Source organism: Cohnella algarum (assembly GCF_016937515.1).
Classification (GTDB): Bacteria; Bacillota; Bacilli; order Paenibacillales; family Paenibacillaceae; genus Cohnella; species Cohnella algarum.
Genome location: NZ_JAFHKM010000002.1, coordinates 774630 through 788639, shown reverse-complemented (window position 1 = coordinate 788639; position 14010 = coordinate 774630). Strand labels below are relative to the sequence as shown.

10 protein-coding genes are annotated in these 14010 nt (G+C 57.6%); all 10 read left to right on the top strand.

All coding sequences use genetic code 11. The annotated features are described in order from the left end of the window. The first annotated feature begins 184 nt into the window (after window positions 1-184). Window positions 185-1234, top strand: a complete 1050-nt coding sequence (locus tag JW799_RS03630; RefSeq protein ID WP_080835719.1) for an NAD(P)-dependent alcohol dehydrogenase — start codon at window positions 185-187, stop codon at window positions 1232-1234. 322 nt (window positions 1235-1556) lie between these two features. After that, window positions 1557-2294, top strand: a complete 738-nt coding sequence (locus tag JW799_RS03625) for a GntR family transcriptional regulator (RefSeq protein WP_080835722.1) — start codon at window positions 1557-1559, stop codon at window positions 2292-2294. Between the two features lie 237 nt (window positions 2295-2531). Then, window positions 2532-4172 (top strand): extracellular solute-binding protein, encoded by a 1641-nt coding sequence (locus JW799_RS03620; RefSeq protein ID WP_080835726.1) that lies wholly within the window; start codon window positions 2532-2534, stop codon window positions 4170-4172. A gap of 99 nt (window positions 4173-4271) precedes the next feature. Continuing rightward, a complete protein-coding gene (locus tag JW799_RS03615) occupies window positions 4272-5204 on the top strand; it encodes an ABC transporter permease (RefSeq protein ID WP_080835729.1) in 933 nt (310 codons plus the stop codon). A 15-nt stretch (window positions 5205-5219) separates the two neighbouring features. After that, complete coding sequence (locus JW799_RS03610) at window positions 5220-6119, top strand: carbohydrate ABC transporter permease (RefSeq protein WP_205428719.1); 900 nt, start codon at window positions 5220-5222, stop codon at window positions 6117-6119. Between the two features lie 68 nt (window positions 6120-6187). Beyond that, window positions 6188-8119, top strand: coding sequence for a CehA/McbA family metallohydrolase (locus JW799_RS03605; RefSeq protein WP_205428717.1), 1932 nt, complete (start codon window positions 6188-6190; stop codon window positions 8117-8119). Between the two features lie 22 nt (window positions 8120-8141). Next, on the top strand, window positions 8142-10931 hold the full coding sequence (locus JW799_RS03600) for a phosphodiester glycosidase family protein (RefSeq protein WP_205428707.1): 2790 nt from the start codon (window positions 8142-8144) through the stop codon (window positions 10929-10931). A gap of 255 nt (window positions 10932-11186) precedes the next feature. Continuing rightward, complete coding sequence (locus JW799_RS03595; protein ID WP_205428705.1) at window positions 11187-12323, top strand: NAD(P)/FAD-dependent oxidoreductase; 1137 nt, start codon at window positions 11187-11189, stop codon at window positions 12321-12323. Window positions 12324-12731: 408 nt separating this feature from the next. Then, window positions 12732-13238 carry a hypothetical protein gene (locus JW799_RS03590; RefSeq protein WP_205428704.1) on the top strand — a complete coding sequence of 169 codons (507 nt, stop codon included), beginning with the start codon at window positions 12732-12734 and terminating at the stop codon, window positions 13236-13238. 5 nt (window positions 13239-13243) lie between these two features. After that, entirely contained in the window at window positions 13244-13897 is a 654-nt protein-coding gene (locus tag JW799_RS03585) for a PspA/IM30 family protein (RefSeq protein ID WP_080835758.1), read from the top strand. Window positions 13898-14010: the final 113 nt, after the last annotated feature.

The following is a 14010-nucleotide window of genomic DNA, read 5'->3' as shown; positions in this document are numbered from 1 at the left end:
AAAGGCCTTCTGAGTTAATTGACATTTTCAATTATTGTGTTGAGATATCAACGTTTTGCGCTTCTTTGACCATTGATCTGCTCTTCTTTATCCATAATAATAGACGCAAGTTGATTAAACGATGTATTTCGTTTATTCGCTTTGGTCGCGGACCGATAATGATAGATTTCAGGAGGGTATAGATATGATTAACGCGAATGCACGTGCAGTATTCCATCCGGAAGGTCCGTTCAAACTGACCACGATCGAACGCAGGGACCTTCAGCCGCATGATGTCCTCATCGAAATTAAATACGCGGGGATTTGCCACTCTGACATTCATACCGCCCGCGGCGAATGGGGACCGGTCCAATATCCTCTCGTCCCGGGGCACGAAATCGCCGGAATCGTCACCCGGATCGGCTCGGAAGTCACCAAGCATGCCGTTGGCGACCGCGTTGGGGTAGGCTGCATGGTGGACTCTTGCGGAGAATGCGTAAACTGCCACAAGGGAGAAGAGCAGTACTGCCTGAATGGAATGACCGGCACCTACGGGGCTATCGACCGGTACGGGCAGTACACGCAGGGAGGCTATTCCACCCACATCGTCGTAACCGAAGACTTCGTGGTTAAAATTCCCGACGGCTTGGAGCTTGACGTCGCCGCTCCGCTCCTGTGCGCCGGCATCACGACATATTCGCCGCTGCGCCACTGGGGAGCCGCCCCCGGGAAAAAAGTCGCTGTCGTGGGACTCGGCGGACTTGGGCACATGGCGGTGAAGCTGGCTCATGCCATGGGGGCAGAGGTTACGGTTTTATCGCAATCCTTGAAAAAGAAAGAAGACGGTTTGCGGCTTGGCGCGGACCATTATGATGCCACGAGCGATCCCGAAACGTTCAAGAAACTGGCCGGCAAGTTCGATCTCATCGTGAATACGGTGAGCGCGAAGGTCGACGTGAACGCCTACCTTTCGTTGCTGGCGCTGGACGGTACCATGGTCAACGTCGGCGCGCCGGCGGAACCGTTGTCCGTTCATGCCATGTCTCTTATCGGTCATCGCCGGTCGTATGCCGGCTCGATGATCGGCGGAATTCGCGAAACGCAGGAAATGCTTGATTTTTGCGCCGAGCACCATATTGCTCCCGAAATCGAAGTGATTTCCGCCAATCGGATCGATGAAGCCTGGGAACGCGTACTGGCTTCGGATGTCCGGTATCGTTTTGTGATCGACATCGCCACGATGGAGAATGAATAACGAGCCCTTCGGGCTTAAATAGGAGGGGCACGCCTACACAGGTGTGCCCCTTTATGCAAATGGTTCAAGCTTAACAATAAGCGAGGCAAGACGAGCAGCGCATGCCCTATTCGGGCATGCGCTGCTATGATTTTATACGGGAAAACCCGCCGAAGAACGAATCGTAAAACGGGCGTTAAATATAGTTAACTTGTGTAAACTCTATTGACGATCTAGTTGATATATTATAATGTTATAACCAGTTACGGCGGATACAAAGTCTTCTGCATACAGGTTAAACTTGATGGCCGTTCCAAAATGTCATGAGGCGGAGGAACCCGATTTGCTAGATGATAAGCTTCCGGTGACGCTGCAATACCAATTGAGGAGCGCGTTGCTGGAAAAGATCGAGCGGCGCGTCTGGTCTCCGGGCGCCCAAATTCCAAGCGAGCGCGAACTGTGCGAAGAATACGGCGTAAGCCGGATTACCGTGCGGGAAGTGCTGAAGGAGCTCGTCCAGAAAGGCTATCTCGTCCGCAAGCAGGGCAAGGGCACTTTCGTATCGGTTCCCCGTTTCGTCAATGAATTTACAAGCTCCTACAGCTTGTCCGAGGAGATCGAGAAGGAAGGGCTGACCTCGGATTTTAAAATTCTCAGCTTCAAGACCTGTTCGCCGTCGCCGGAGCTGCAAAAGCTGCTCGGACTCGCCCCGTCGGAGCCGGTATGGGAGCTCACTAGGCTTCGGCTGATCGGGAACGAACCGTTCGCGTGGGAGCGGGCGTACACGCCTTGGTCCGTCATGGAAGGAGCGGGGGAAGAGCAATTGGAGAAGGAAGGCCTATACCTGACGATCTTCCGCTGTTCCGGGTTGATGGCCGAGGAAGCCGAGGTGGAATCGGAGGCGGTCAACTGCCCGGCCGAGCTCGTTCCGCTGCTCCAATTGAAGAAAAACGCAGCCGTCATGCATCTTACCCGCGTGACGAAGGCGCAGCAGCGGAACATCGAATATTGCGAAAGCTATGTCCGCAGCGACAGGTACAAATACCGGTACCGGCAAATTTTGCGGAAAAAAAACAGGTAGCCATCCCGAGATAAAATCCGGCCGATCGACGGCCGTCGATCGGCCGGATTTTACATAAAAGACGACGATCCCGACGGGTTCGGGGGCAAGGGGGCATTTCTATCATTTAAAGCAAACACAGGACGAAAAACGAAGACATGGCCGACGAGGAAAACGTACAGTCATTATAATCCGAAAATTCAAAATAATCAAAAATAACTTTTCTGAAAAGAAGCGATAGGCAGGGAGGAACGACCTTTGAAAAAGACATTTTCTTCTTTTCTCGCGACGGGATTGACGCTTGCTATCGTTCTCGCCGGCTGCAGCGGCGGCAACGCGGAGCCGTCATCGTCGGCGCCCGCCGGCTCGAACGCCGCTCCCGCGAGCGCGGAAGCGCTGAATCCGACAGGGTTTCCCATCGTGAACGAACCGCTGACGCTCACGGCCATGGTTCAGCTGAGCCCGGCACAACCGAGCGAATGGAACGAAATCCGGGTCTGGCAGGAATACGAGAAGATGACCGGCATTCATATCGAATGGGATGAATATTCGTCGGCGGACATCACGGAAAAACGTAACCTGGCGCTGGCGAGCGACGAGCTCCCGGATATGTTCTACCGGGTCAAGATGCCGGACAACGATATCGACAAGTACGGGGCCGAAGGCTCCTTCCTCAAGCTGAACGACCTGATCGATCAATATGCACCGAACTTCAAAGCGATCCTCGACAAATACCCGGACGTCAAGAAAGGCATCGCTACGGCAGACGGCAGTATTTATGCCTTGCCGAACCTCACGGCTTCTCCAAGCATCGAAATTACGAAAAAACTGTTCCTGAATCAAAGCTGGCTGCGCGCGACCGGCAAGGCATCGCCGACGACCACGGACGAGCTGTACGAGGTTCTGAAGGCGTTCCGGGATCAGGATCCGAACGGCAACCGGCAAACGGACGAAATTCCGATGACCGCGGATTCCCTGGACGATCTTGTGCTCGTGCTTCGCGGAGCGTTCGGCCTAGGCAATCGAGGCGTCGGCAACGTCAACTGGGACGCGGACCCCGCTTCGGGCGAACTGCGGTTCATTCCGGCCAGCGACGGCTACAAGGAGCTGCTCGCTTATCTGAACAAGCTGTATGCGGAAAAACTGATCGACCCGGAAATTTTCACAAACGAAGGCACGAAGGTGCTGGCCAAAAACGAAGAAAATCGGGTAGGCAGCTTCTCGTTCAGCAATATCGTGGCCCGAGCCAATTCGAATGCCGACGATTACGCGGGTTTGGATACGGCGCTTGAGGGGCCGAAAGGCGACAAGCTGTTTACGAGCGCGCGGGGACCTATCGGCTCCAGAGGCGCGTTCCTGATCGGCAAAACGAACGAAAATCCGGAAGCTACGATGCGTTGGATCGACTATTTCTACAGCGAAGAAGGCATTCGCATGCTGTATCTCGGCATCGAGGGCGAATCCTACCGGAAGAACGCCGACGGCAGCTACGAGTTTCTGCCCGAAATCGTAAACAACATCCCGGAGGGGTCCTCCTTCGACCAGGTAGTATCGAAGTATGTGCCCTATGCGGGCGGCTCCCTGCCTACGCTGATTCTGGAAGAGTATTTCAAGGGAGGAGAAACGGAACCGGCGGCCAAGCAAGCCGCGGAAAATCTGCGTCCCTATTTGCCGGAGGAGCTGTGGGCGCCGTTCAGCTTCACCGAAGAGGAGGCTGCGGAAAAGCTGGCGCTGGAAGCGGACATTTACGGCTACGTTACCCAGCGCACCGCCGAGTTCGTGCAAGGCAAGGCTTCGCTCGATGAATTCGACGCGTACGTCGAGCAGTTGGAGAAGATGGGGCTTAGCCGGTTGACGGAAATTTACGAAGCCGCCTATACCCGCTACCGGGAAAGCTGAGCGGCAGGCAAGCGAAAGCGAATGAAGGGCAGCTCCGGACGGGTTCCGGAGCGCCCTCGTTCCCGCGGATAGCGAACCGTTCGCCGAAGGAGTGTTTACATGACAGCGAGTTCGGAGAGGCCGGCGGCGAGAACGCTGTTGCCGCGCTCCATTCGAAAAAATTGGGATTTGTACCTGCTCGTCCTGCCGGTTGTCGTTTACTTTCTGCTCCTGAAATATTTGCCGATGTACGGCATACAGATCGCGTTCAAGGATTTCTCCGCCGCCAAAGGAATATGGGGAAGCCCATGGGTCGGCTTTAAGCACTTCGAGCGTTTTTTCGACAATTATCAATTTTGGACGCTTATTCGGAATACGCTGGAAATCAGCATTTATCAGATACTGGTCGCCTTTCCCATGCCGATTCTCTTTGCGCTCCTGGTCAACGAAGTGCGGGGAAAATGGTTCAAGAAAAGCGTTCAGGCCGTCGCCTTTATGCCGCATTTTCTGTCGACGGTGGTGCTGGTCGGCATCGTGATGGCCTTTCTGTCGCCTTCGACGGGACTCGTCAATCAGGCGATCCGCCTGTTCGGCGGAGAACCGGTCTACTTCATGACGGAGCCGCAGCTGTTCAAATCCATTTATGTTTTCTCCGACGTGTGGCAGAACATGGGGTTCAGCTCCGTTCTCTATATCGCGGTTTTGGCCGGCATCGACAAGAGTTTGTACGAAGCGGCGATGATCGACGGCGCAAGCAAATTCAGGCGGCTTCTCCATATCGCCGTTCCATGCCTGATCCCGACGGCGATCGTTATGCTGATCTTCCAGTTCGGCTCTATCATGGACGTCGGCTTCGAGAAGATTTTCCTGATGCAGAACGATTTGAACCGCAGCTCGTCCAGCGTCATCTCTACGTATGTGTACGAGATCGGCCTGCTGGGTTCGCAATTCAGCTTTTCCGCCGCCGTGGGCCTGTTCAATTCCGTCATCAATTTCGGATTGATTGTCGCCGTCAACCGGATTGCAAGAAAAAGCGGCACCAGCCTGTGGTGATGGAGGAAGCGATACATGGAATTCAACCCTAAGACGAAGAGCAGGGGGGATCGCTTATTCGACGTTGTCGTCTATACGGTCCTCGCGATCGTCATGCTCGCAACGCTGTACCCGCTATTGTATATCGTCAGCGCTTCCTTCAGCGATCCCCTGGCGATCGTGAAAGGCCGTTTGTGGCTGTGGCCGCAGGACGTGACGCTGGAATCTTACCGCAAGGTTTTCCGGAATCCCGATATTTGGATGGGCTATCGAAACTCCCTGATTTATCTGGTCGTCGGAACGGCCGTCAATATCGCGATGACGACGATGGGCGCCTATGCGCTGTCCCGGAGGGATCTGAAAGGCCGGCACGCGCTGTCGCTGATCTTTACTTTTACGCTGATCTTCAACGGCGGGCTGGTACCCACTTATTTGACTTACAAAAACATGCTCGGACTGTACGACAACCTGTGGGTTATGGTCATTCCGAGCGCGGTCAGCGTGTGGAATCTGATCGTCATGCGAACGTATTTTCAAACCTCGATTCCCTATGAACTGCAGGAGGCGGCCTTTATCGACGGCTGCAGCAATGTCGGCACGCTGGTTCGGATCGTGCTGCCGCTGTCGATGCCGATCGTCGCCGTCATGACGATGTATTACGGCGTCGCGCACTGGAACTCGTATTTTCCGGCCCTGATCTATCTTCACGATCACTCGCGGCTGCCGCTGCAAATGATCATCCGGAATTTGTTGATTCAGGAGGATATGTCCAACATGGCCGGGGGCGACGGCGCGAGCCTGATGGATCAAATTTTGCAGGCCGAGGGAATGAAATACGCGGTCATCGTCGTATCGAGTCTTCCGATGCTGATCATGTATCCGTTCGTGCAGAAGCATTTCGTCAAAGGCGTCATGGTGGGGGCCGTCAAGGGCTGACCGGGTCTAACGGCGCCGGCGAGGCTCCCGAGATATTTACTCAACCTAATCGAATGGAGAGAAAGACGTTGGAACATCATCATCGTCAACCTACGGCGGATGCCGGGCTGCTGAGCGAAGGCAAGCGCGCGACGGCGGAAAATGCGGCGGACGGCACCGAAGCCGGGTTCGCGGTGGACGGGCGGGACGATACGCATTGGGCGGGCGCGCCGTACTACGTGTGGTGGCAGCTTGATCTGGAGCGGGTCTGCCGGGTGGAACGCCTCCGCATCGAGACGGAGGCGGGGACGGAGGGAGTCGCAACCTATTTTATCGAGCACAGCCGGGATTTGCTTAATTGGGACACCGTTGTCGAGAAAACGGAGCGCCGAAAGTCCGATGCCGGAGGGGAGCAATACGAGACGGACTTCGAAGCCCGCTATATCCGGGTAACGCTTACGTACTGCTCGACGGGGGAGACCGTGGGGATTCGCCATTTCCAGGCGTTCGGCCGGGCGCCGGCGGAACGGGAACCGGCAGCCGCCTCCCGGCGTTCGCCGCTGAAGTTCGCCGCTGTTTCGTACGATCGGGCGCAAGGCTTCGAATCCGCCGAGACGGACGAGATCGAAACGGGGCGGACGGACCGCGTCGTCCTGAGCGGCGAAGCCGGCAGCTACCTTCTGTACCGCGGCGTGGATTTTACCGAAGGGGGCGTCGATCAGCTGCGCGGAGAATTCGGGTTCGCCGATCTCGACAAGTCGAAGCGGGTTACGCTCGAAGTGAGAGCGGACGATTTGCGCGGCGAGAAGATCGGAGAGCTCGTGCTGTTCAAGCAGTGGAAGCGCTGGTCCGTTCTGGCCGGCAGCTTAAAGCATGAGAATCCGGCGCTGCTGAAAGGGGTTCACGACGTCTACCTGACGCTCGCTTCCGTCGATCCCGGACAAGCATTGATGATCCGCTGGCTGGCCTTCGTCCGCCGGACGCCGCTGCCCGCGCCCCGGCCGAAGCCTGCCGCTTTGCCCGCCCCCGAAAACGGCGAATATCGAATCTACTTCGGCAATCTGCACAGCCATACCGGGTTCTCCGACGGCATCGGCGTGCCGGAGCAAGCTTACGACTACGCCAGATACGAGGCCGGGCTCGATTTTCTGGCCATTACCGAGCATAGCAATCTGTATGATCACAATCTGGACTGGAACAGGAGCCGCAAGTGGGCGGATATTCAACGGACCGCGGAGGAGAAAACCGAGGACGGCGCGTTCCTGGCGCTGTTCGGCGCGGAGACGACCTGGTACAACCAGTTCGGGCATATGAACACGTACAACATGGAGTTTTTCCTCAACGCTTACGAGACCGAGCTCAACGAGATTCCGGCTTACTATGACATCGTGAAGCGGTACCCGGATTCGATCCAGCAGTGGAACCACCCCTGGTCGTGCGGCAATCGTCATCTGGACGGCTTCGAGCCGTACGATCCGGAACTGGACGAAGTGCTTCATCTGATCGAAATCAACACCATCGAATCCAAGGAACTGGGCGGACTCTACTATTACGTCCTGGCGCTGGATAAGGGCTGGCATGTGGCGCCTGTCGGCAGTCAGGACAATCATCGCGGCCAATGGGGGACGGAAAATACGCTTCGCACGGGCGTACTTGTCGAAAAGCTGACCCGCGAGCACTTCTTCGACGCGGTCCGGCATCGCCGGGTTTATTTTACGTCGGCGCTTCACTTGCACGTATGGTTCAAAGTGAACGGAGCCATTATGGGCTCGATCATTCCGCGTACGGGCGAACTGGAATTCGAGATCAAGGCGCTGTTCGGACCGGAGTCGGGCAGCCGGATCGTCAAGGCGGAAATTGTCGGCGAGCGGGGCGAAGTGCTCCATGCGATCGAACATGACGGCCGGCATTTGGAGTATAAGGTTAGCTTGACCTGCGAAAGCCGGTATTTTTTTGCGAAAATCTATCAGGAAGACGGGGAATTCGCGGCCACAGCGCCGGTATGGGTGAACAACGAATAACGATCGCCGAGGAGGAAAAGAAATGGATTCATTCCGGAAAGTCTCGCAATTCGCATTGTCTGTTTTCGTATTTTTATCCCTGATCCTGGCTTCCGCCGCGCCGAACTCCGCATCGGCGGAGAGCGTAATTCCGATCGGAAGCGCCGCGGAGCTCGAGCAAATTCGGAACCATCCTTCCGGTGATTTCCGATTGACGGCGGATATCGTGCTGACGGGTGAATTTACGCCGATTCCCTCGTTCACCGGAACGCTTGACGGAGACGGCCACGCGATTTACGGCCTGATGATCGCGGCAAGCGGAAGCCAGCCCAAGGCGGCTTTTATCGTCGACAATGGAGGGACGATCGAGCGGATCGGGTTCGTCGACGTCGACATTTCGGGACTGAGCGCCAATTCCACATACTGGGCGGGCGGCATCGTCGCGAGAAATACCGGAACGATCCGGGAAAGCTACGTCACGGGCACGATTGCCGGCGGATACCGCAGCGCCGGGATCGCGGTAACCAACTACGGCCAAATTCAGGATGTGTACGCGGAAGCGGCCGTCAGCGCCAAAGTCGAGAGCGGCGGTCTCGTTGCCGTATCGGAGAGCGGTTCCTCGATTCGTTCATCCTATGCGATTCCGGACGTCTATTCGGAACTGAACAATTCGGGCGGCATTTCCGCCTATGCCTACACGGGCGCGGTCATCGAAAATAACGCGGTGCTGGCGGGCACGATCGACAACGGCAGCGGCAGCAACATCGGCCGAATTGCGGGCCGCCTGAACACCGCGCCTTCCTTGATCAACAATATCGCCTCCGAGAACGCCCTCGTCCAGGGCGTCGGGGCGACAGGCGGAACGCTGAACAATCAACAGGGGCTTTCCGTGACCGATGCCGCGTTGAAGCTGGAGACGACGTACGAGAGCGATCTGGACTGGGATTTTGACGCGGTCTGGGAAATGAGCGCCGAGCTCGAACGTCCCGTCCTGCAGTTCGCGGACGAACCGGAGCCGGTCGAGCTCGCGACGGCGGCGGACCTGGAGCTGATTCGCGCCAACCCGTCGGGCCACTTCAGGCTGACGGCGGATATCGAGCTGACCGGGAACTTCGTTCCCCTTGACACGTTTAGCGGAACGCTGGACGGAGACGGGCATACGATCGACGGGCTGACCGTCGTTGCGGATGCCGGCCGTCCCAAAGTCGGCTTCATCATCGAAAACAGAGGGACGATCTCCCGCATCGGCTTTACGAATGTCGCCGTCGTCGGCAAAACGACGGATACGGGCTTTTGGGCGGGCGGCATCGCCGCCGAAAACCGGGGGACGATCCGGGAGAGCTTCGTAACCGGAATGATCGTCGGCAGCTACCGCAGCGGCGGCATCGCCGCTCATAACTACAGCGTCATCAAAAACGTGTTTTCCGACGCCGTCGTGAAGGCCAGAGGCGAGAGCGGCGGCCTGGTGGCGGTATCCGAAGGCGGATCCACGCTGTCGACCTCTTATGCGGTTCCGGATGTGTATTCCTTGCGCAACAATACGGGCGGACTGTCCGGCTACGCCTACACCGATGCGGTGATCCGGAACAATGCGCTGACGGCGGGCACGATCGCCAACGACGGCGGGAGCAGCATCGCCCGCATCGCGGGCAGGATCAACGGCAGTCCGACCTTCGAAGGCAACATCGCCTCGGCGAATGCTCTCGTGCAAGGGCAGACGGTCACGGGCGGAACAAGCGGCAATAACCAGGGACAGAGCGTGACCGACGGCGAGCTTGGTCTCGCATCCACCTATCGGGATCGGCTTGGCTGGAACTTCGACGATATATGGGAGATGAACGCGGCGACCGGCCTTCCGTTCCTGCAAGCTTTCGAGGAGCTTCCGCAGGATGAAGCCAATTCGATCATTTACCGGGTGTTCCGGGACGAAACCGTGGAACTGTCCGCGGGCGTCGAACACCGGAAGATGGATTTCGTCGACGCGAACGGGCATATTCAAAAAGCCAACCTGATCGAAGCGGACATCACGCTGCCGCAGAACACGATTATCGTCGGCGTCAAGGACAACCAGATCCCGCCGACCGATGCGAAAGGCAACTATATCCGGACCGAAGACAGCGAGGGGCACGACACCATCAAGGCAACCGTCGATGTCCAGGCGGCCACCACCGTCATCCCGGGCAAAAAAGTCGTGGCGGGCGTGAACGGAGAGTTTTACACCGAGGAAGGCCCGGAGGGCTATATGATTAAAGACGGATCTTCAGTCATTAACGGGGTCCGCATTTCGGGCGTGGACGGCAAGCAGTATCCGTTCCACGGATTCTTCGGCATCCGCAAGGACGGAACCGCGATGATCGGCAATTACGATGCGGATTGGGAAGCGGTCAAAGACGACCTGGTCCAGGCTTCCGGAGGACAGTTCCAGATTGTGAGGAACGGCGTCGCCCAGGATTTCAATGGTCTGGTCATTTCGGATCCGAACGATCCGAATTATGACGAGCAAACATATTACCGGCATGCCGAACGTCATCCGCGGACGGCGGCCGGTATCCGCAGCGACGGCACGGTGCTGTTTGCGGTGGTCGACGGGCGCGGGGCCAACGATTCGACCGGCTTCTATATCGAGGAGCTGGGACTGTACATGAAGGAATTGGGAGCATACCAGGCCATCAACATGGACGGCGGGGGCTCCTCTACGGCCGTGGCGCTGAACGGCGAACTGGGCCGGTATGAGATCGAGAACACGCCGATCAACAAGGTGGACGGAGTCAATACGCCCGGAGTTCCGCGCGAAGTGTTCTCTTCGCTGCTCGTGCTGGTCGATCAACCTTAAGCTTCGGAGAAGCGCGTCAGCCGTGTCTTGCGTATTGCGGGCACGGCTGATATTGTTGTTGGGGAAGCGCTCTGCGCGATGTTTCGACGATCCGAACCGGCTTGGATGATCAAGTATGGAATCCGTCCCGAGAACGAAAGTTCTTCGGGACTTTTTTGATTGGCCGCGAAGGCGGTCGGCATTCTGTATAATGGAAGAAGGACGATATCGAGCGAACCTAAAGCAATCCGGTTCACCTAGAGGAAGGGAAGACCCATGAAAAAAGTCATCGTCATCGGAGCGGGAATCCTCGGCGCGTCGACCGCGTACCAGTTGGCCCGAATGGGGGCGGAGGTTCTCCTCATGGACCGCAAGGATCAAGGACAAGCCACGGACGCCGCTGCCGGCATCATTTGCCCCTGGCTGTCGCAGCGGCGCAATCGGGCATGGTACACGCTGGCGAAAGCAGGCGCGCGATATTATCCCGAGATGGTGGAACAGCTGCAGGAAGAAGGGGAGACCGAAACCGGCTATGCCCGGGTCGGCGCCCTTGGCGTTCATCGCGACTTGGAGAAAATCGGCAAGCTGGAGGAGCGTGCGCGGCTGCGCAAAGAAGACGCTCCGGAGATCGGCGAGATTGCCGTCCTGGACGGGGAACAGACCCGGAATCTCTTTCCATTGCTGGCGGAAGGCTATTCGTCCGTTCGGATCGGCGGCGCTGCCCGCGTAGACGGCCGCGCACTTCGCGACGCGTTGATCCGGGCGGCGCAACGAAACGGAGCCGTCCTGATCCGCGGGGATGCGGCGCTTACGTACGATTCCGACCGCGTCACGGGAGCGGCCGTCGGGGGAACGAGCTACGAGGCCGACGTCACGATCGTTTGCGCGGGCGCCTGGGCGAGCCGGCTGATGCGGCCATTGGGCATCCGCTTCAAGGTCGGCTATCAGAAAGCGCAAATCATGCACCTTCAAGTTCATGGGGAGCACGACACGGGCGCCTGGCCCGTCCTGATCCCGCCGACCGATCAATACGTGCTGGCATTCGAAGGACGGAAAATCGTCATCGGGGCGACGCACGAGAACGACATCGAAGACTACGATACGAGGATCACCGCAGGCGGAATGCGGGAGCTATTGGAGAAAGGCTTGGCCCTGGCTCCGGGCTTGTCCGACAGTACGTTTAGCGAGATGAGGGTCGGGTTTCGCCCGTTTACCCCGGGTTTTCTGCCGGTTATCGGCGCGATCCCGGGCTGGAACGGTCTTCTGACGGCCAACGGGCTCGGGGCGTCGGGCTTGACGGTCGGGCCTTATTTGGGAAGCCAGTTGGCGAAGCTGGCGTTGGATCGGCCTCTGGAACTCGATTTAAGCGATTATGACGTACGCAACGCGATGGAGGAATTCGGGGCCCAATAAGGCAGCACTATCGCTTGCCGGCGACAGACTGGGGATTTCGTCTCCTTGTCTGTCGCTTTTTTTGCGTTTGCTCGTCCATGGGCAACGAATAGCGCCTTGACAGCTCCAAACGCTTGTCGAAAAACTCGTTCCGATGCCCCCGATGCCCGCCGTGTCCATGTCTTCCCTCGCGCATAACCGGTTTTCCTCCTTTTCCCGTATGCGAACGTACAGAATTTCCGTATGTATACGAATGTATGCGCGGTCCGGGTCGTTTGTCAAGAACGGCTCGTTCCGCCCGAAAAAAACCTTTTAAGTTTCATTAAAGGTTCCAGCCTTACCATACAGACATGGACGACAGCCCGGTCGCCGGGAAAAAAGGAACGAGAGCGGCACGGGCGCGTCGACAACGGAAAGGAGGTGAGTGCAATGAAACGATCTTCGGTTTTAATCGGTATCGCGATCGGTGCGATTTCCGTTCTGGTCGTTCTGGCGGTTTTTAAAATGAGCGCGTTGTTATTCGGTTCGGCTCCCCATCCCGGCCAGGAATGGAACGACGTCTTCCGCCACGGTCATCGCGGCTACGCGCCCTTTATGAAATCCGAGGGTCGCCCGGAATTCGGCATGGATTCGTCATGGCCCGTCCTGCTTCGAATCGCGTTCCTGATCGGCGGCATCGTTCTTTTCGCCAAGGCGAAGGGAGTCCTCCGATGGACGGGAGCCGTATTCGCCGCTTTTTGCGCCATGAGCCTATTTACGCCCCTGTGGGGGATCGCGATGATGGTCGTCGTTTACATGGTTTACAGGAGAATCGCGAATAATCGCCGGCATGAAGCGCCCGGAGCGATTACCGTATTCCCTTCTTCGATAGAGACGCGCGCAAGCCGGGGCCGGTTCCTGGACGAATGGGAACGCCAACAACATAAGGAGGACTGATTGGAATGGGAATTTTCTCTAGAGCAAAAGATATCGCAGCCGCGGACGTGCATCGTCTTCTCGATCGGGTGGAGGACCCGGTCAGCATGGCCAAGCATTATATCCGCCAGCTGGAGGAGCAGATCGACAAAACCCGTTCGGCACTGGAAACTCAACTTGCGGCCGAACAGCATTACGACGTGCTGGTGGCGAAAAACGGCCAGGTCATCGACAAACGCGCCCGCCAGGCCGAGCTTGCCGTCGAGCGTGACCAGGACGACATCGCTTCGCTTGCCATTCAGGAGAAGCTGCACCATTCGAAGCTGCAGCAAACGTATTTGGAGCAGCGCGATGCGGTCCGGAAACAAACGCTGGCGCTGCGCGAAGAGTTGAAGCGGCTTCTGGACCTGCATAAGGAGCTGAGCGACAAGCTGACGTTCCTTCTGGCGCGGACGAACGCGATGAACGCTTTGCGCGCGACGGCGGCCGTGTCCTCGGCTGATGCCGGAAAAATTTCGCGCGGCTTCGAGCGAATGGAGCAAAAGGTGATGCGCCTTGAAGCGGGGACGATAGCTTATCGGACGATGGATTCGATGTCCGCCCGCCTGTCGGACTGGTCCGATCAGGACGAGGTGCAGGCGGAGCTGGCCCGGCTCAAGGCCGCCAGGAAAAGCTCCTGATCCCGCGGCGGCGTTAGGCCCCGGTTGCGCTGAGCCCGCGGTTGCGCCGAACCCCGCGGCGTAGCTGCCCTGACCGAAACCGGCTCCCCCTTACGGCATTGGCGAGGATCACC